The following is an 18433-nucleotide window of genomic DNA, read 5'->3' as shown; positions in this document are numbered from 1 at the left end:
GTGCGACGAGCCCGTTGCCGAGGCAGTGGGGTAAGCGCCGAGGCAGTGGGGTGCGACGAGTCCGTTGCCGAGGCAGTTGGGTAAGCGCCGAGGCAGTCCCCCGCGTCGATTGACTCGGCGGATACCTGACTGACTCACCGCGCCGAGGCCCCGCTACCCCGGTCAGCTCGCGACGGAGCCCTCGCTCGCCCCGTCGCTCGCGCCCTCGCCGCTCTCGGTCTCGGCACCGCCGGGCGTGCCCCCCGACGCCACGCCCTCGACGGCGAGCCGCAGCGTCTCGGCGTCCTGCAGACCGACCATCACGTACCCGCCGACCACCGTCGTCGGGGTGCCGGTGAGCTCCAGGTCCGTCGCGAGCCGACCGTTGGCCCGGATCTGCTCGGCCGTGGCCGGGTCCTCGAGGTCCGCGGCGAACTGCTCGGCGTCGAGCCCGACCTCTGTGGCGCGCTCGACCAGCGCCTCGGTCGTCACCTGCGCGGCCTGCATCGGCTCGGCCATCAGCGCATCGTGGTACTCGATGAACCCGTCCTGCTGGCCCGCGGCCCACGCGGCCTCCGCGAGGGTGAGGGACTGCTGCGCGAGGACGCCGACGTCGCGGTACTCGATGCGCAGCGTGCCGTCGTCGACCAGATCCTGCAGCTCCGGCATCGACTGGGTGGCCATCGCCTGGCAGTAGCTGCACAGGTAGTCCTCGAAGACCACCATTGTCACCTCGGCGTCCGCCTCGCCGACCGCGGTCGGGTACGCGGGATCCTCCGCGACGACGTCGACGTCCGTGGTCGGCACGTCCTCGAGCACGGCGGCGGCCTCCTCCGCGCGCTCCCGGGACTCCTCCGCACGCTCCTGGTCCTCGTCCGCACGCTCCTGGGCCTCCGTCTCGGCCCGGGCGTCCTCGTCCTCGTCGGGCGCGTCCTGCTCGGTGCCGGACTCGGTGGCCGCGGGGTCCTCAGGATCGGACGAGCACGAGGCGAGCGCGAGCGCGGCGCCGAGGACTCCGGCGGCGAGCGCCGGACGAGCGGTTCGGGACATGTTTCCTCCGGTTGTCACGAGCGGCCCTCCCAGTCATCGAGTGTGCGGTTCGCGCCCCTCGGGCGTGCGGTTCTCGACCCTCCAGTGTGCGGTCCGCACGGGGTGAACCGCACGCTCGACGCCGTGACACCGCACACTCGCCCACTCCGAACCGCACGCTCGACGACGTCGGGGAGCCGCCGGCCGACCGCGGAACGCCAACCGGCCCTGTCCCGTCAGACCACCCCGTGCGCGAGCAGCGCGTCTGCCACCTTGGCGTAGCCGGCCACGTTCGCACCCAGGACGTAGTTGCCGGGCGCGTTGTGGATCTCGGCGGTCCGCGCCACGGTGTCGTGGATGTGCGTCATGACGACCTCGAGCTTGGCGACGGTCTTGTCGAAGCCCCACTGCTCGCGCGAGGCGTTCTGCTGCATCTCCAGCGCCGACGTCGCGACCCCGCCCGCGTTCGCGGCCTTGCCCGGACCGAACGCCGTCCCGGCGGCCTGGAAGACCTCGACGGCCTCCGGCGTCGTGGGCATGTTCGCGCCCTCGGCCACGGCGATGACCCCGTTGTCGACGAGGGTGCGGGCGTGGTGCTCGTCGAGCTCGTTCTGCGTGGCGCAGGGCAGCGCGATCGTGCACGGCACGTCCCACACCGAGCCCTCGGTCCGCAGCTCCGCCCCGGGACGGGCCTCGACGTAGTCCGACACGCGGCCGCGCCGGACCTCCTTGATCTCGCTCAGCAGCTCGACGTCGACCCCCTGCTCGTCGAGCACGTAGCCCGAGGAGTCGGAGAACGCCACCACGTGCGCGCCCAGCTGCTGGGCCTTCTGGATCGCGTAGATCGCCACGTTGCCGGAGCCGGAGACCACGACGCGCTGCCCGTCGAGCTGCTTGCCCGCGCGGCGCAGCATGCGGTCGGTGAAGAAGACCGTGCCGTAGCCGGTGGCCTCGGTGCGGCCGAACGAGCCGCCCCAGCCGGTGCCCTTGCCGGTGAGCACGCCGGCCTCGAAGCGGTTGGTGATGCGCTTGTACTGGCCGAACATGTAGCCGATCTCGCGGCCGCCCACGCCGATGTCGCCGGCGGGGACGTCGGTGTACTCGCCGATGTGGCGGTAGAGCTCGGTCATGAAGGACTGGCAGAAGCGCATGACCTCGCCGTCGGACTTCCCGTGCGGGTCGAAGTCCGAGCCGCCCTTGCCGCCGCCGATGCCCTGACCGGTGAGCGCGTTCTTGAAGATCTGCTCGAAGCCGAGGAACTTGATGACGCCGAGGTTGACCGACGGGTGGAACCGCAGGCCGCCCTTGTACGGGCCCAGCGCGGAGGAGAACTCCACGCGGTAGCCGCGGTTGACCTGCGTCCGGCCGGCGTCGTCGACCCAGGGGACGCGGAACATGATCTGGCGGTCCGGCTCGATGAGGCGGCGCAGGATCGCCTGCCCCTCGTACTTCGGCTTGAGCGCCACGTCGCCGATCGTGCCGAGCACCTCGTGCACGGCCTGGTGGAACTCGGGCTGGCCCGGGTCGCGGGTGACGACCTCGTCGTACACCGCCTGCAGCTCGTCGATCATGCGGCTCCTGACGTCGGGCCCGGCTCACGCCGGGCGGATGGTCCTTGGTTCTCGCCCGAGGGGTGCTCGCGCGTGGTGCGGTCATGGATGGTGCGGTCGTGCGTGGCGGGCCGGGCCCGCCCGGTGCGCGGGGCAAGGTCGCCCGCGGCCTCACCGGCGCGGCGCACGGGGCATGACGCCCCGCGTCGACCGCGGCGGCCCGGGACGCACCCGGCACTGCTCACAATTGTCTCAGGATCGTGCCAAATGTTCGTCTCGGTCCGCCACACGATCCTCGTTTCAGGCCCGGGACCGTGCTCAGTCCCACAGTGCGGGCAGCACCGCGGCCGACGCCTCGGCGAGCGCGGCCACGTCGATCCCGGTCACGCCCCCGACGGCGAGGGACCCGCCGCCGGTGGAACCGATCGTCGCGCAGGGTACGCCCTGGGCGGCGGCCAGCGCCGTGATGCGGTCGACGTCCGCCGGCGCGCAGGCCACGATCGTCCGGGCCTGCGTCTCGCTGAACAGCGCCGTCGGAAGGTCGATGCCGTCCCGGTCGGTCACGCCCGTGAGATCGATCTCGGCCCCGACGCCGTACCTCGTGGTCGCGTCGACGAGCGCCTGGGCCAGCCCGCCGGTGGCGAGGTCGTGGGCGGCCGTGGCGAGCCGCTCGCCGTGGATCGCGAGCAGGGTCTCCACCAGCGCCTTCTCCTGCGCGACGTCGACGCGCGGCGGCGTCCCGCCCAGGTGGCCGTGCACGGTCTGCGCCCAGGCGGACCCGTCGAGCTCGAGCGCGGTGGCGCCGAGCAGGACGATCGTCTCCCCCGCACCCCGCCAGCCCGACGGCGTGGCGCGGGTGACGTCGTCGTGCAGTCCCAGCACGCCCACCACCGGGGTGGGATGGATCGACGACGACGCCGTGCCCGGCTCGCCCGTGGAGTTGTAGAGCGAGACGTTGCCGCCGGTGACGGGGATGCCGTACTCCTGGCAGGCGTCCGCGAGCCCGGTGATCGTCTCGACGAGCTGCCACATCGCGCCCGGGTCCTCGGGGTTGCCGAGATTGAGGCAGTCGGTGACCGCGAGCGGGCGGGCGCCGACGGTCGCGACGTTGCGCGCCGCCTCGACGAGCGCCTGGGCGGCGCCGGCGCGCGGGTCGAGGAAGGCGTATCGGTGGTTGGCGTCGGTCGCCAGCGCCACCCCGCGGTCGGTGTCCTCGTCGATGCGCAGGACGCCGGCGTCGTCGGGCTGGGCGAGGGCCGTGCGGCCCTGGACGAACCGGTCGTACTGGTCGGTGACCCAGCCCTTGTGCGCCTGGTTGGGGTCGGAGGCGACCTCTCGGATCTGGGCAGCGAGCCGCTCCGGGTCGGTGGGTCGCTCGAGGTCGGCCGCCGAGCTCGCGACGATCGGGTCGAGCCACGCCGGGCGGGCGTAGGGGCGGTCGTAGACGGGGCCGTCGTGGGCGACGGTGCGGGGTTCGACGTCGACGATCCGGCGCCCGTGGTGGTCGATCGTCAGGCGGCCGGTGCCGGTCACCTCGCCGATGACGGAGGTCTCGACCTCCCAGCGCTCGGTGACGGCGAGGAACTCCTCGAGCCGCTCGGGCGCGACGACAGCCATCATCCGCTCCTGCGACTCGCTCATGAGGATCTCGCCGGCAGTGAGGCTGGGGTCGCGCAGCAGGACAGTCTCCAGGTCGACGTGCATGCCGCCGTCGCCGTTGGAGGCCAGCTCCGAGGTGGCGCAGGAGATGCCGGCGGCGCCGAGGTCCTGGATGCCCTCGACGAGGTTCTTGCCGAACAGCTCCAGGCAGCACTCGATGAGGACCTTCTCCATGAAGGGATCACCGACCTGCACCGACGGGCGCTTGACCGGGCCGCCCTCGTCGAACGTCTCCGACGCGAGGATGGAGGCGCCGCCGATGCCGTCGCCGCCGGTGCGCGCGCCGAACAGGACGACCTTGTTGCCGGCGCCGGACGCGTTGGCCAGGTGGATGTCCTCGTGGCGCAGCACGCCGATCGCCAAGGCGTTGACGAGCGGGTTGCCCTGGTATACGGGATCGAGGTCGAGCTCGCCGCCGATGTTGGGCAGGCCCAGGCTGTTGCCGTAGGAGCTGATGCCCGCCACGACGCCGTGCGCCACCCGGCTCGTGTCCGGGTGGTCGGGCGCCCCGAACCTGAGCTGGTCCATCACCGCGATCGGGCGGGCGCCCATGGCGATGATGTCCCGCACGATGCCGCCGACGCCGGTCGCCGCGCCCTGGAACGGCTCCACGTAGCTGGGGTGGTTGTGGGACTCGACCTTGAAGGTGACGGCCCAGCCGTCACCGACGTCGACGACGCCCGCGTTCTCGCCGATGCCGACGAGGAGGTTCTGCCGCATGGCGTCGGTCGTCTTGTCGCCGAACTGGCGCAGGTGGCGCTTGGAGGACTTGTAGCTGCAGTGCTCCGACCACATGACGGAGTACATGGCGAGCTCGGCCGAGGTGGGGCGGCGGCCGAGGAGGTCGGTGATGCGGGCGTACTCGTCGGCCGTGAGGCCGAGCTCCGCGTAGGGCATCGGGGTGTCGGGGGTCGCGGCGGCGTCGTCGACGGTCTCGTCGGGGCGCGGGGCGCTCGGCGCTGCGTCGTGCTGCGGGGCGCTCGGCGCGGCGTCGGATGCTGGTGAATCTGCGGACATGCGGGCGACCTCACGGACTCGCGGGCTGGGCTGGTGGTCGGACCGGTGGCTGCGCGCCGCTCGTGCGGGCGCAGGCGCCACCGGTGGCTGGGCTGGTGCCGAATCTACCCGGGGCGTCCGGCGGGGCCCGATCCCGTCCGCGCCACGGGCCGCCGAGAGGGTCGGCGCGGCTGCCGAGAGGTCGGCGCGGCTGCCCAGGGGTCCGAACGGCTGCCTGCAGCGAGCTCCGCCGCCATTACCCGGGTCCCGTGCGCCCCCTCCCGCGCGGTCAGATGTCTCCCACCGCGCAGCACGAGCGCCGAGCCAGTCACGTAACCACCGAGTCAATCGACGCGGGGCACTGCCTCGGTGGTTACCTGACTGACTGAGCGCTAGGACTAGCCGTCGTCATCGGGCGCGGTCCGTCCATGTCCGACGACGGCCGCCGGCTTCGTCTCGATCCCATCGGGCGAACGTCAGTCGCGCGCGGCCTGCTTCGCATCCTGGGCAGCCCGCTCGTCGTCGAGGGTGCGGTTCTTCGCGCTCTCGATGTGCTCCCGCATCCGGTTCGCCGCCTGCTCGGCATCGGCCGCGCTGAGCGCCTCGAAGAGCCGCCGGTGCTCCCGGGCCGCCCGGTGCGCGTGCGACACACCCGCCTCTCCGATCAGCCGGAACCTCTGAAGCTGTCCGCCCAGCGCCTGGTAGGCGCGCTCGGTGAACGGGTTGCCCGCCTGCTTGCTGATGAGCGCATGGAAGGCCTCGTCGGCGAGCCAGCACTGGCGGAGCGCCTCGCCGTCGGCCACCGCCCCCACCCGCTCCATCACCGCGATCGTCTCGTCCAGCTCGGCGAGGAACTCCGGGGTGCTGCGGGGGGTGGCCTCTGCGGCGAGCGTCGGCTCGATGAGGAGCCTCGCGTCCATCAGCTGAACGATCTCCTTGGGAGTGAGCAGCGGGGCCACCTCGTACCCGCGCAGCGCCTCCCGACGGACGAAACCCGTGTGCTCCAGGCGCGCGAGCGCCTCCCGCACCGGGGTCGGGCTGAGGTCGAGCTCGCGCGAGAGCTTCTCGATGTTGAGCCGCTGCCCCGGAGGTCGCATGCCGTTCATGAACTGCACGAGCAGGATGTCGTGCACCTTGTCCGCGAGAGGCACGCGGGTCGACCGCCGTCGCGACGGCGGCACCCGGGCGTCTTCGATCCGGCCTGTCACCATATCCCCCCACGATAATCGGGCGCTGTGAATGCTGCACCCTGATGGGCGGTGGAGAATTCCTGATGACCACCGAACCTGTCAGCGAATTCGTCGGCGCTGTCCTCGGGCATGAATCCGATCGTCTCACCGCCGGACGCGTCCCAGAATCGAGTGGAATTGTCCGAGACCCCGTACACGGTGGCGAAACCACCCGGAAGGTCGTGGCTCAGTGCTGCCCGGACCAAGCGAACACTGTCCGGCACGCTCAACCACGTGCGGAGCTGGTCGGAGTTCTCCGGCTCCGCGCGGCAGACACCGATACGGAGGCACACCACCTCGAGCCCCCACTTGTCGTGGTACAGCCGCCCGATCGCCTCCCCGAACACCTTGCTCACGCCGTAGTAGGTGTCCGGCCGGACGTCCGAGTCGACGCTGACCATCTCGTCGGCGGAATGAAATCCCGTGACGTGGTGGGAGCTCGCGTACACCACGCGTCCGACCCCAGATTCATGTGCGGCCTCGAACACATTGTACGTACCGAGGATGTTCGCGGAGAGGATGGCGGCGAACTCGGCCTCGTCCGCGCGACCACCGAGATGGACCACCGCGTCCACTCCGGCGGACGCCTGCCTGAGCGCCGCCAGGTCCTCCAGCGTGCCTCGCACGAGCGTCTCGCCGTCGGCCACGTCATCGATCTCGGACCGAGAGAAGAGTCGAACCTCGTCGTAGAGTTCTCGGAGCGCGGGGCGAAGTGCAGCGGCCATCCGGCCCGATGCTCCGGTGAGAAGTAATGCAGTCATTGAGTCCTCGCGATTCGGCGGGTCAGGGGGTTGGTCGAGTGCTGACGTGAGCGGGAGGTCCGGACGGATGGGCCGGGCCATCCCGTGGTTCACGACATCGGAACGGTGCCGCCGCCGGGTACGGACACCTCGAGTCCGGCCGCCCGGTAGGCGTCCGCGGCCACCGTCGAGACGAGGAAGTCGTACAGCGCGCGGGCGGGCACCGACGCGTTCGGTGCATGCCCGAGCCACAGGTCGACATGATGCTGGGCGTCCGTCGGCAGCGGGCGGATCTGGTGGCCGCCGCCGACCGAGGCCAGCTCGATGACCTGCTGGACGGCGAGGTCGGCCCGCCCGTCGTACAGCGCCTCTGCCGTAAACCCCTTCTCCACGACCGTGGCGGTCGCGTTGACCTCGTCGGCGATCCCGAACCGGTCGAGCAGGGCGGCGAAGTGCTCGCCGCTCGCGCCCGTGCGCGAGTAGGCGACCGATCGTGCCGAGCGGATGGCAGTCACGAGCTCGTCGATCGTCCCCACCTCGGGGGGCTGGGCACCCGGTGCGGTCGCCACACCGATCCCGGACCGCACGAGCGGGGTCAGGCCGGGCCGGTCGAGGATCCCGTCGGCCGCCAGCTTCTCGAGCGCACCGCCCACGCCGAGCACCAGGTCGGGCCGCTCGCCGTCGGCGATGAGGCCGGTGAGCACCTTCGTCGGCTCGTAGGTGGGGGCGACCTCGTGGCCGCTGGCCCGGGTGAAGGCCGGAAGGACGGTGTCCTCAAGGATGTCGCGGACCGCGAGCCCGCTGAACAGCGTCACCTGCGTCGATTCCACGGTGTTACGTCCTCTCTCCACGTTGGTTGTTCGCATACAGGCGCTCCCGTTCGTCCTGCGTCAGTGGCGACGTCTCGCGAGCGCCGACGAGCAGGACGATCCGGGCCATGTGCTCGATCTCCTCGGCGACGTCGACGGCAGCGAGCGCACGGTCCGCCGCGACGACCGGACCGTGGTTGCGCAGCAGCATGCACGCGTCGCCGCGCGCGACCTCACCCGCACGATCGGCCAGACGCTCGTCGCCCGGGGCGAAGTAGTCGACCAGCGGCAGCGCCACGACGCGCATCGCGTAGTACGCAGTCAACGGCGCCATCGCGTCGTCGGGGTCCAGCCCGCCGAGGCAGGAGACCGCCGTCGCGTGGAGCGAGTGCGTGTGGACCACCGCTCCCGCCGTGGGACGGCCTCGATAGACGGCGGCGTGGAGGAACGCCTCCTTGGAGGGGCGCGCATCCGTGAGCGGTCGCCCGTCGAGATCGACGACGGCGAGCTCTGAGGCCTCCACCGTCGAGAGGCTGCTGCGGGTCGGGGTGACGATGATCCGCTCCCCGTGACGGACGGACACGTTGCCCGTGCTGCCGTGGCTGAGCCCGCGGGCGGCCACGGCACGAGCGGCCGCGACCACCTCGTCGCGCGCCTCGTCCTCGCTGCCCTCGCTCACCGTGCGGCTACTCATGCGTGCCCCATCCCTGGTCGACGTCCACCGCGCGGGAGAACATCGCGACATCGCCGAAGTTCCCGGACTTCAGGAGCAGCGCGAGTGGTTCGGCGCCGATCGCGTAGATCCACGGCACCCCGGTCGAGACCTCGCCCCCGACGGCGGCGCCCGCGACCTCGAGCGCGTGGACGATCGCCCCGGACGTCTCTCCGCCGGCCGAGACGAGTCGCCGGACCCCGCGGTCCACCAGTCCGACGGCGATGCGGGACAGCGCACCCTCGAGGAGCGCGGCCGACTCCGCGGTGCCGAGCCGCGACTGCACCTCGCGGAGCTCATCCGCGGGCAGTGACGTGTAGATGAGTGGTGCCGGGCCATCGGGAAGGGCGTCCGCCCAGGCCAGCGCGCCGTCCGCCAGCACCGCCGGGTCGTCCGCCGTGAGGGCGTCGACCCGGTAGGTCGGGTGACCGCGGCGCTGCAGATCGGCGATCTGCGCTAGGGTCCGCGCGGAGCAGCTGCCGGCCAGGACCGCGGCCCGTCCGTCGCCGACAGGGTCCGGCGCCGTCGCCTCGTCGGAGGACGTGGCGGCGGTCCGGAGCTCGGCCATCGCACCGCCGAGGCCGGCCGCACCGGCGACGAGCGGCTGGTCGGCGACGGACTCCGCGAGGACGCGGAGGTCATGGGCCTCGACGGCGTCGGCCAGGACATGCCTCGACCCGCCGCCAGCCGGCTCGGTGATCGCGGCGCGGACCGCCGGTGTGCCCTGGCGGATCGTCGCGAGCGGGAGCGTACCCACCGACCGCCCGCTCTGCGCCTGCAGGACGCGGGGGAGGTAGGAGTCCGTCATCGGCGTGAGCGGATGGTTCGCCATGTGCGTCTCGGCGAGCAGGACGTCGTCGACGAAGAGCTGCCCCGCGTAGACCGTGCGGGCGTGCTCGGGCGAGCTGGGCGTGGTGACGACGACACCTGCCCCCACGGCGTCCGCGAGCGCGTCGAGGACGGGGCCGATGTTGCCCTGCGGGGTGGAGTCGAACGTGGAGCAGTACTTGAGGTAGAGCTGCCGCGCTCCTTGGGCCCGGAGCCACTCGCCCGCCCGGAGGCTCTCCTCCACCGCCTCGAAGACCGGCGCCGTCCGGGACTTCAGCGCGACGACGATCGCGTCGTGCTCCGGCAGGTCGATGTTCCGCGGCGGCGGTCCGAAGAAGAGCAGGGTCCGCAGCCCCGCACGACGCCAGGCCAGAGCGAGGTCGGTGCCGCCGGTGTAGTCGTCGGCGATCGCGCCCAGCGGCGCGTCCGTGGAGCGGGTGTCGAGCCTGTCCTCGGCGGGTCCTCCCCGGGCGTCCGCCGAGCGTGCCCCGGGCTCGTCCGCGGAGAGCCCGGAGGCGGAGAGCCCGGCGAGCGCGTCCCGCAGGGTCGCGGCCGCGCTGCTCGGGCCGGAGATCACGGTGACCCCGAGCGCCTCGGCGAGCTGGGCCTGCGCCGGTGAGAGCGAGTACTGCGCGAGCAGGACGGCGTCCACGCCGGCCTCGCCGTCGACGAACGGCCGGCACGCGTCGATCAGCACCGTCGCCAGCGCGGACGGGTCGTCGGCCTTGGCCGCCGCGAGGGCGGCGGGCACTGCGAGGCCGCGCACGTCGACCTCGGTGCCGGCGTCGGACACCGCCTCGGTGAACCGCTGCACGGAGTCGGCGAGCGCCGACTCCAGGGAGGCGACCACCAGCACGGTGCCGTACCCGCCGGTCGCGGCCTCCTCGAAGGCCGGACCGTCCGGGGCGAGCACCGGGATGTCCGCGACGGTCCCCTCGGCCACCGTGCCGTACATCGAGCAGGTGAGCAGCACGGCGTCGGCGCCGCCGTCGACGGCGTGCGCGATAAGCCTGACCATGCGCTCCCGGAGCGGCTCGGTCAGCTCACCGGCGTCTGCGGCGTCGGCGAGCAGCCGGTCGTCGAGCAGGTTCCAGACCGTCGCGTCGGGCAGTGCCTCGGCGAGCGCGTCGGTCGCGGGCGGGATCGCCACCGGTGTCGCGCTGATGAGTGCCACCGTGCGTTCGTCGCGTGTCATCGGACCGCCTCCTTGAGTCGCTGCAGGACACCGGCGGACGTTCCCGCCGGGATGAACTCGCACCCGAACCATCCTGTGTAGCCGGACGCCCGGACGTGCTCGACGACGTAGTGCCAGTCGAGCTCCCCGGTACCGGGCTCCGTCCGCCCCGGCCCGTCTCCGATCTGGATGTGCTGCACGAGCGGTCGTACGGCGTCGAAGGTCCTCGTCACGTCGCCCTCGGCGACCTGGGTGTGGAAGACGTCGAAGAGCAGGCCGACCGGGCCGCCGACGGCCTTCGCGACGGCCGCTGCCATGGCCTGGGACCCGAGGACGAATCCCGGTGCGTCGCGCTGGTTCTGCATCTCGAGCACGATGCGCAGGCCGGTCCCCTCGGCGCGCGCGGCGGCCCAGCCGATGTTGTGCACGTACCGGGCGAACGCGTCGTCGCGGGAGACACCGTCCGGGATGCGACCGCCCACGACGTGCACCGTGCGGCAGCCGATCTCACCGGCGAAGTCCAGCCCCTCGTCGACCAGGTCTCGGAAGGTGTCGACGTGGTCCGGGAGGCACGCGGCGCCGCCCGCGGTGGGTGAGCCCGAGGGGCCCTGCGCGACGTTGAGGAGGACGGCCTCGAGCCCGTTCTCCTCGAGCAGCCGGGCGGTCCTCGCGGCCGTCAGGCCCCCAGGAGCCGGGAGCTCGACGCCCGCGAAACCTTCGTCCGCGGCGGCGGCGAACCTGCCCTCGAGAGGGTCCTCCGTGAAGAGCCACTTGAGGTTGGCGGCGAACCGCGGCTCGTGTGCGTTGGTCATCATCGGCCCGCTTTCATTCCGTCGGAGGGGCGGGGACGGCGACCTCGTGCTCGACGGGGAGCCCGTCGAGATGCGCGATCACCTGCGCGGCGGCCATCTCCCCGGACCGGCGGCGAGCCTGGGTCGTGGCGCCGGCGACGTGCGGGACGACCACGAGGTTGGGGGCGCCGCGCAGGGGGTCGTCCGGCGCCATGGGCTCGGTCTCGAGCACGTCGAGCGCCGCCCCCGCCAGCTCGCCGCGCTCCAGGGCGCCCGCGAGCGCACGCTCGTCGACAATGCCGCCGCGCGCGGTGTTGATGAGGTAGGCGTCCGGCCGCATCAGCGCGAGCGCATCGGCGTCGATCAGGTGCCGCGTGGCAGGCGACAGGCCGAGGTGCAGGGTGACGAAGTCGGACTCGGCGAGGAGCTCCGCCAGGTCCCGCGGCTCGACGCCGAGCTCGGCGGCACGCGACTCGTCCACCACCGGGTCGTGGACGAGCACCCGCATGCCGAAGGCGCGCGCCAGAGAGGCGACCTCCTGCCCGATGCCACCGAACCCGACGATACCGAGCGTCGAGCCGGAGAGCTGTCGTCCGCTGGCCTGGACCCACCGGCCGTCCCGTACCTGCGCGGCGGACGAGACGATGTTGCGCGCGCACGCCAGGACGAGCCCGATCGCGAGCTCGGCGACAGACCGGCTGTTGGCGCCGGGCGTGCAGCACACCACGATTCCGCGCTCTCCGGCGGCAGCGAGGTCGATGTTGTCGTAGCCCGCTCCCGTCCGCGCGATGACCCCCAGCGACGGTGCCGCGGCGATGAGGTCCGCCCCGTACGGGTCGGTGCCGGCGATCAGCGCGTCGGCCTGCGCGAGCGCGCTCGTCAGGTGCGCGTCGTCAGTGCGGTCCTGCGGCCTCGAGTAGCTCACCTCGCACCCGGCCGTGGTGAGCATCGCGTCGATCTCGTCGCCCGGCCCGAGATAGCCCGTGGTGATCAGTACGCGACGGTGTGGCATGTCTTCTCCTGCTGTGTGATCGTGCGACCGACTGGCGGTCGAGGTTCGTGTGCGTGGGGCGCGGCCGCGCCTGCGGACGGCCTGCCGGACGCCCGGTCGGGCGGTCCGCGGGCCACGCGGTCATCCGTCCGGCAGGTCCGAGATCGATCGGTCCTCCGGCCCCGCAGCCGAGGCGAAGAACGTCACCTGGGCCCCTTGCGGCCGTACGCGGACGACGCGTCCTCCCTCGAGGCGGAGCGGCACGTCGTGGCCGGGGACCAAGGTCGCGTCGTTGTCTGTCATCCGGGACCGCAGCCGTTCGATGCTGGCCCGGCTCGCCTCGGCGTCGAGCGTCATGTCGACCTCACCGGTGGTGAGCTCATAGACGTTCTTCACGGAGTCGCCGGCGAAGATCACCGGTCCGCCGCCCGTCTCGACGCAGAAGGCGACGTGTCCCGGGGTGTGGCCCGGCACGTCGAGGACCTCGATGCCGGCGCACGCCTCATCGCCGTCGGAGACCAGACCGAGGCCGCCCCGCCGCACGGTTAGCGCGGCGACGTGGAGGCTCGACTGGTGCGGTGTGCCGACCGGAAGGCCCTCCGCCCAGGCGAGCTCGCGACCGCCGATCCACACGCGTGCCGATTCGAAGGTCGGGAAGTTCGCCAGGTGGTCCCAGTGCGAGTGGGTGAGGAGGACGTCGGTCACGTCGCCCGGTCCGAGGCCCAGGCGCTCCAGCCCGGCCGCGAGCAGCGGCGCGTAGGCCGGTGGCCCGGTCTCGACGAGCACCACCCGCCCCTCGCCGCGGAGCAGGTGGACGCTGCTCCACCCGACGGCGCCGTGGGTCGAGGACTTGCCGGGGAATCCGTCGACGACCGGTTCGAGGTCATACATGGCAGCCTCCTCTCGTCCTGTTGGATCCCCCCGCCACGAGGGCGGCAGCCGGACGGACGGTGCGCGTCGTCGTCCCCGCCGTCGGACCCTCGGCTGCAACGCCGGAGTCCACCGGGCCGCACCTCATCGGTAGGTCGCGAGCATCGAGGTCACGAGGTCGATGTACCCCTCGGTGTCGATCTCGAGGAGAAGCTCGGCGTTGGGCGCACGCCCTGTGACGCCCTCGAAGTCCGCGAACGTGGCCCCGCGGGCGAAGCGCCCCTCGGACTCGACCATCATGGGCAGGCGGCTCGTCGCGAACAGCTCGGGCCTGAGCAGGTACGCGATCGCGGGGCCGTCGTTGAACCACAGGCTCGAGTCGTCCTGCAGCCCGCGCTCCTTGTCGACCATGTGGTGCCCGTTGAACATCCGCCAGAGGAACTGCCCGGTCTCCGTCGTCGAGTCTCGGAACTCCATCAGGCGCGAACCGGGCACGCCCGCCTTTCGACACACGTCGAGCCCGGCCTGGACCAGCGGAATGCCGGAGTCGTAGACCAACGCCGCCGCGAACGGGTCGTTGACCAGGTTGAACGTCGCCGCCGGAGTCGTGTTGCCCCAGGTCAGTACCGCACCGCCCATGAGCACGATGCGCTCGATCCGGTCGACGACATCCGGCGCCGCGACGATGGCTCGCGCGACGTTCGTCAGGGGCCCGAGGGCGACGATCGTCACCGGGTCGGTCGCCGAGCGGATGAGAGCGGGGTAGTCGACGGGGTCGAGCGAGGGCGTCGCGGTGTGCTCGAGCGCGCCGCCGAGGCCGTCGTTGCCGTGGACGTGGTACGCCGTGACCGGGTCCCCGAACATCGGCGCCGTCGCTCCGCGGAAGCGTGCGGCCGTGGTCTCGCCGGCCAGGTCGAGGACACGCTGCATGTTCGCGGTCGTCAGGCTCTCCGGGACGTTGCCGTACACGCTGACGAAGGCATCGACCTTCGTGCCCGCAGCGAGCAGCGTCATGATCGCGACGGTGTCGTCGATCCCCGGGTCGGTATCTACGATGAGCATCTCTCACCTCTCAGGTCGTTCATGGACGTTGACTGGTGGCACCTCGGTGGGTTTCGCCGACCTCGGCCTAGACGAACGGGGAGAGGGAGGCGCCCACCCCCATGAGTCGTAGCGCGACGGCGCCTGCGAGCAGCACGACGATGGCTGTGACGAAGCCCCAGTCGATACCGCGGAACCTCGGGTCGAGGAGGAACGTGCGGTCCTCGAACGCGCCGAAGCCCTTCGACTCGAGCGCCATCGAGAAGACGTGGGTCGACCGGATCGTCGAGATGAAGACGGGGATGACGATCGGCGCCATGTTCTTGAGGCGCTTGATGATGTTGCCCGCCTCGATGTCGAGGCCGCGGCTCCGCTGCGCCTGCATGATGATCTGCGCCGTACCGAGGACGGTGGGGACGAGCCGGAGGGCTGTCGAGAGCGCGAAGGCGAACCGGTAGGGAACGCCGATGCGCACCAGGCCGATGAGCAGCTCCTCGTTCGTCGTCGTCGAGAGGAACATCAGCCCGGCGATGATGAGGCAGACGACCCGCAGGCCGATCGAGACACCGTGGACGATGCCCTCCAACTTGATGAATCCGATCAGCGGTGTCTCGCCGCCCTGGATGAGACCGAACATCACGATCGTCCCGATCATGATGATGACGAGCAGCACGGCGAAGCGCCGGACGTTGGGCCAGGACCGCGACCACGTGACCAGCGCGAGCTCGAGAACGAGGAGCGCCAGGTTCGCGATCGGTGACATGAACAGGAAGGCCAGCACGAAAAGGCCTGCCAGGACGAGCATCTTCGTCCGCGGGTCGAGCCGGTGGAAGATCGTGTCCTTGTCGAGGTACAGGTAGAGGTTCATCGCGCACCGCCCCCGGTGATCTGGAGCATCTCGTCCACCGACAGGACGGTGTGGCCGAGCTCGTTGGACAGTGAGACGACCGGCGGCGGTACCAGCGCCATCCCTTCGAGCTGTTCCTCCTGCGCGAAGACCTCGCGCGTCGTGCCGTCGCTGACGACCGAGCCATTCTTCATGACGACGACGCGGTGCGCGTACTCGCACACGACCCACATGGCGTGGGTGACGACGACGATGGTCGCGCCCATCTCCTCGTTGAGCCGGCGGACCAACTCCATCATGCTGCGCTGCTCGTGGTAGTCGAGGCCGGTCGTCGGCTCGTCGAGGATGAGCACCTCGGGGCGGAGCGCCAGCGCCGAAGCCACCGCCACTCGCTGTCGCTGGCCCTTCGTCAGCGAGAACGGGTCCTCTTCCTCCTGGCCGGACATCCCGACGGCCTCGAGCACCTCGGCGACACGCACCTTGATCTCGTCGTCGTCCATGTGCCGCTTGCGGAGGGCGAACGAGACCTCGTCGAACACGGTGTCGGAGAAGATCTGGTGGTCCGGGTTCTGGAAGACGTACGCCACGTGGCTACCGATGCTCAGCAGCGAGTGCTCGCGGACATCCTTCCCGTTGACCGAGATGCGTCCGGTCGTCGGCTGCAGAAGCCCGTTGAGGTGCTTGACCAGCGTCGTCTTGCCGGAGCCGTTCTGACCGAGGAGGGCGACGAACTCACCCTGCCGGATGGACAAGGTCGCGCCGTCCACCGCCGTCAGGCCCGTGGGGTACTTGTGCGAGAGGTTGTCCAGCACGATGACGTCCTCGCCGTAGGACGCCGCGCGGTCGGCATCCGCCGCGAGGAGCGCACGGTGGGCGTCCACGTCGAGCTCGAGGCCGTCGGACCGGTACCGATCGACCCCTTCCTCGACCGTCAGCGGTCGCTGCCGCGTCTCGACGCCCAGCCGCGCGAACAGCTGTGGGACCTGCAGCGGCATGATGCGCAGCTCCTCGAAGAGCTCCGCCTCGCGCAGGATCTCCTCCTTCGCACCGATCCGTACGACCCGGCCCTGGTCGACGAGTGCGATGCGGTCGCTCATCAGGGCCTCGGTGGTCTCGTGCTCGACGACGATGAGCGTCACACCCGAGTGCGCCAGACGCCTGGCGATCGCGAAGACCTCGTTCTTGCCGACCGGGTCGAGGTCGGTGGTGGGCTCGTCGAGGCACACGACCGTTGGCTGCGCGGCGAGGATCGAGGCGATCGCGAGCCGCTGCTTCTGCCCGCCGGAGAGGGTGGCCGGCTGCCGGTCGTTGTACCCCGTGAGCCCCACCTGCTCGAGCACGGTCGCGACGCGCTCCCGGATCTCCTCGCGGGGCATGCGCATGTTCTCCAGGCCGAAGGCGACCTCGAGCTCCGCGTTGGTCGAGAAGAGCTGCGCCTCGAAGTCCTGGAACCCGAGTCCGACGACCTCGGCCATCTCGGCGATCCGCCGGTCGGACACCAGGACACCTCCGACCATGACCGTCCCCTGGAACGACCCCTTGGCGAGCCTGGGGACGATCCCGTTCAGCGTCTGGCAGATGGTGCTCTTGCCGGCGCCGGACGCTCCCATCACGGCGACGAACTCGCCCGCCTCGACCTCGAGGTCGACCCCTCGCAAGGTCTCCTCGGGCGCTCCCCGGTAGGTGAACCGCACATCCCGCAGCTCGACGGCTGTGGTGGTGGCACTCGTCATCGAAAAGACTCCTCTCGCGTCCGCGTCGTCATGGACAGAGGCTGGTGTGCTGCGGACAGGGCGATCAGCACTTTCAGGTTGGTGTGCCGCCATGCCGTGAACACTTCGCGCATCGTCGCTACCTCCGAGCTCGAGCGGCCGGTGCCCGTACGAGAGCTCGAACCCAGCTGGCCACGCTGCCGCTTCCGACCGATGAATGATCCTATAGTATTTGAAGCTCTGGTCGTGTCAACCCCTGCGGAACACGACCACCCGCGTCGCCAGCCGCACCATGAGCGAGCGCGGAACGCACCTCCGACGGCCGAGCTCGAGGACGGGGGGACCGCCGGCCGCGACGCCCAGGAGGGCGTCGTGGCCGGCCGGCACCATGCGTGAGTTCGACCCGCTCCATGCGGCGCCACACCCGAAGCATCCGGCCGTGCACTCCCCACCCCACGTAAAGCTGCAGATCGGATCGCAACGGTTGACCCCGCAGGCCTGTTCAAATACTATACGATCTACCTCGAGCGCGCCAAGGATGCCTGCGCTGGACGCGCGGCTGCGACGAGCCCCCCACTATCCCGACGTCGAAAGTGGCAATGATGCGAGAGATATTCACGATGTGGCGGCACACCAACATGATCGTGCTGGTCGCTCTGTCGGCTGCGATGTACGCCGCGCTGCTGATCCCGTTCCAGAGCATCCCGATCATCCCCGGCCACGTCTCACTCCGGGTGGCCGACATCCTCCCCGTCGCCCTCGGCATGCTCTTCGGGCCGGCGGGGGCCTGGGGTGTAGCGATCGGCAACCTCATCGGCGACTTCTTCGGCACCCTCAGCCCCGGGGCCATCGGCGGCTTCGTCGCCAACTTCGTCAACGGCTTCCTCGCCTACAAACTGTGGAACGCACTCAGCCCCCGCAACGACATGGGCCTCAACCTCACGAGCACGAACCGCGTGGTGAGGTACCAGGCGATCCAGGTGGTGCGTCAGTGCGCTCTCGCGCTCATCCTCACCTTCTGGGTGGCCCTGCTGCTCGGCCTCGCGCCGGCAGAGTTCTACTTCATCGCCGTCCTGGTGCCGGGCTGGCTCCTCGCCGCCGTCGTCACGCCGTTCGTCATCCGCATCGTCTACCCCCGGCTGCACAAGTGGGGGCTGCTGTGGACCGACATCCTCGAGCCGGAGGAGGTCTCGTCCGGACGGTTCCGCAAGGTGGGCTTCATCCTCACCGCGATCGGCGCGATCGGTGGCGTCGTGACCATGCTCATCCTCCTGTACGTCGCCGATGCCGGATCCGGCACCACCCTCGTCAGATTCGCACCGCTGCCGTTCATCCTCCTCGTCTTCGCCGGCTCGGTGATGTGCGGCGGCCGTGAGCAGGTGGAAGCGCTCGCGAACGAGACGCAGCGGCGTCACTGACCGGCACCACCTCCGACCGGGACGGGGGCGGGGGGGGGGGGGGGGGGGGGGGGGGGGG

At 71.1% G+C, this 18433-nt stretch carries 15 protein-coding genes; 1 reads left to right on the top strand and 14 read right to left on the bottom strand.

What is annotated here, in order from left to right; all coding sequences use genetic code 11:
* Positions 1–162: 162 nt before the first annotated feature.
* From ACPYO4_RS14575 to ACPYO4_RS14510, 14 genes are all read right to left on the bottom strand, one after another.
* Positions 163–1029 (bottom strand): DsbA family protein, encoded by an 867-nt coding sequence (locus ACPYO4_RS14575; protein ID WP_425709976.1) that lies wholly within the window; start codon positions 1027–1029, stop codon positions 163–165.
* 215 nt (positions 1030–1244) lie between these two features.
* A complete protein-coding gene (gene gdhA / locus ACPYO4_RS14570) occupies positions 1245–2579 on the bottom strand; it encodes an NADP-specific glutamate dehydrogenase (protein ID WP_425709975.1) in 1335 nt (444 codons plus the stop codon).
* Between the two features lie 297 nt (positions 2580–2876).
* Entirely contained in the window at positions 2877–5234 is a 2358-nt protein-coding gene (gene purL, locus ACPYO4_RS14565) for a phosphoribosylformylglycinamidine synthase subunit PurL (RefSeq protein WP_425709974.1), read from the bottom strand.
* A gap of 455 nt (positions 5235–5689) precedes the next feature.
* Complete coding sequence (locus tag ACPYO4_RS14560; protein ID WP_425709973.1) at positions 5690–6364, bottom strand: GntR family transcriptional regulator; 675 nt, start codon at positions 6362–6364, stop codon at positions 5690–5692.
* A gap of 53 nt (positions 6365–6417) precedes the next feature.
* Entirely contained in the window at positions 6418–7203 is a 786-nt protein-coding gene (locus tag ACPYO4_RS14555; RefSeq protein WP_425710005.1) for an NAD-dependent epimerase/dehydratase family protein, read from the bottom strand.
* 89 nt (positions 7204–7292) lie between these two features.
* The gene (locus tag ACPYO4_RS14550; protein ID WP_425709972.1) at positions 7293–8012 is read right to left on the bottom strand and encodes a substrate-binding domain-containing protein; all 720 of its coding nucleotides are present in this window, start codon (positions 8010–8012) and stop codon (positions 7293–7295) included.
* A gap of 4 nt (positions 8013–8016) precedes the next feature.
* Positions 8017–8685, bottom strand: a complete 669-nt coding sequence (locus tag ACPYO4_RS14545; RefSeq protein WP_425709971.1) for a class II aldolase/adducin family protein — start codon at positions 8683–8685, stop codon at positions 8017–8019.
* The gene (gene otnK / locus ACPYO4_RS14540; protein ID WP_425709970.1) at positions 8678–10726 is read right to left on the bottom strand and encodes a 3-oxo-tetronate kinase; all 2049 of its coding nucleotides are present in this window, start codon (positions 10724–10726) and stop codon (positions 8678–8680) included. Before otnK ends, ACPYO4_RS14545 begins: the two co-directional genes overlap by 8 nt.
* On the bottom strand, positions 10723–11517 hold the full coding sequence (locus ACPYO4_RS14535) for a hydroxypyruvate isomerase family protein (protein ID WP_425709969.1): 795 nt from the start codon (positions 11515–11517) through the stop codon (positions 10723–10725). The genes otnK and ACPYO4_RS14535 overlap by 4 nt, the downstream gene beginning before the upstream one ends.
* Positions 11518–11530: 13 nt before the next feature.
* A complete protein-coding gene (locus ACPYO4_RS14530; RefSeq protein WP_425709968.1) occupies positions 11531–12508 on the bottom strand; it encodes a phosphoglycerate dehydrogenase in 978 nt (325 codons plus the stop codon).
* A 120-nt stretch (positions 12509–12628) separates the two neighbouring features.
* A complete protein-coding gene (locus ACPYO4_RS14525) occupies positions 12629–13378 on the bottom strand; it encodes an MBL fold metallo-hydrolase (RefSeq protein WP_425709967.1) in 750 nt (249 codons plus the stop codon).
* A gap of 123 nt (positions 13379–13501) precedes the next feature.
* Positions 13502–14419: a nucleoside hydrolase gene (locus tag ACPYO4_RS14520; RefSeq protein WP_425709966.1), complete on the bottom strand. Its 918-nt coding sequence runs from the start codon at positions 14417–14419 to the stop codon at positions 13502–13504.
* A gap of 67 nt (positions 14420–14486) precedes the next feature.
* A complete protein-coding gene (locus tag ACPYO4_RS14515; RefSeq protein WP_425709965.1) occupies positions 14487–15266 on the bottom strand; it encodes an energy-coupling factor transporter transmembrane component T family protein in 780 nt (259 codons plus the stop codon).
* Positions 15263–16978 (bottom strand): ABC transporter ATP-binding protein, encoded by a 1716-nt coding sequence (locus ACPYO4_RS14510; protein ID WP_425709964.1) that lies wholly within the window; start codon positions 16976–16978, stop codon positions 15263–15265. The genes ACPYO4_RS14515 and ACPYO4_RS14510 overlap by 4 nt, the downstream gene beginning before the upstream one ends.
* Before the next feature lie 581 nt (positions 16979–17559).
* On the opposite strand from ACPYO4_RS14510, the gene ACPYO4_RS14505 reads away from it, so the two are divergent.
* Positions 17560–18375 (top strand): QueT transporter family protein, encoded by an 816-nt coding sequence (locus ACPYO4_RS14505; RefSeq protein WP_425709963.1) that lies wholly within the window; start codon positions 17560–17562, stop codon positions 18373–18375.
* The last annotated feature ends 58 nt before the right edge of the window (positions 18376–18433 follow it).

Source organism: Georgenia sp. Z1491, assembly GCF_049856175.1.
In the GTDB taxonomy this organism is placed as follows: domain Bacteria; phylum Actinomycetota; class Actinomycetes; order Actinomycetales; family Actinomycetaceae; genus JB111.
The sequence above is the reverse complement of the archived record's forward strand: the minus strand, read 5'-3'. Positions and strand labels throughout refer to the sequence as shown.

Excerpts from the sequence above, each read along its gene's own strand:
- ACPYO4_RS14575 (WP_425709976.1), bottom strand. The coding sequence starts at position 1,029 with ATGTCCCGAACCGCTCGTCCGGCGCTCGCCGCCGGAGTCCTCGGCGCC.
- purL (WP_425709974.1), bottom strand. The coding sequence starts at position 5,234 with ATGTCCGCAGATTCACCAGCATCCGACGCCGCGCCGAGCGCCCCGCAG.
- ACPYO4_RS14535 (WP_425709969.1), bottom strand. The coding sequence starts at position 11,517 with ATGACCAACGCACACGAGCCGCGGTTCGCCGCCAACCTCAAGTGGCTC.
- ACPYO4_RS14505 (WP_425709963.1), top strand. The coding sequence starts at position 17,560 with ATGCGAGAGATATTCACGATGTGGCGGCACACCAACATGATCGTGCTG.
- ACPYO4_RS14510 (WP_425709964.1), bottom strand. The coding sequence starts at position 16,978 with ATGACGAGTGCCACCACCACAGCCGTCGAGCTGCGGGATGTGCGGTTC.
- ACPYO4_RS14520 (WP_425709966.1), bottom strand. The coding sequence starts at position 14,419 with ATGCTCATCGTAGATACCGACCCGGGGATCGACGACACCGTCGCGATC.
- ACPYO4_RS14525 (WP_425709967.1), bottom strand. The coding sequence starts at position 13,378 with ATGTATGACCTCGAACCGGTCGTCGACGGATTCCCCGGCAAGTCCTCG.
- ACPYO4_RS14555 (WP_425710005.1), bottom strand. The coding sequence starts at position 7,203 with ATGACTGCATTACTTCTCACCGGAGCATCGGGCCGGATGGCCGCTGCA.
- ACPYO4_RS14515 (WP_425709965.1), bottom strand. The coding sequence starts at position 15,266 with ATGAACCTCTACCTGTACCTCGACAAGGACACGATCTTCCACCGGCTC.
- ACPYO4_RS14530 (WP_425709968.1), bottom strand. The coding sequence starts at position 12,508 with ATGCCACACCGTCGCGTACTGATCACCACGGGCTATCTCGGGCCGGGC.
- gdhA (WP_425709975.1), bottom strand. The coding sequence starts at position 2,579 with ATGATCGACGAGCTGCAGGCGGTGTACGACGAGGTCGTCACCCGCGAC.
- ACPYO4_RS14545 (WP_425709971.1), bottom strand. The coding sequence starts at position 8,685 with ATGAGTAGCCGCACGGTGAGCGAGGGCAGCGAGGACGAGGCGCGCGAC.
- otnK (WP_425709970.1), bottom strand. The coding sequence starts at position 10,726 with ATGACACGCGACGAACGCACGGTGGCACTCATCAGCGCGACACCGGTG.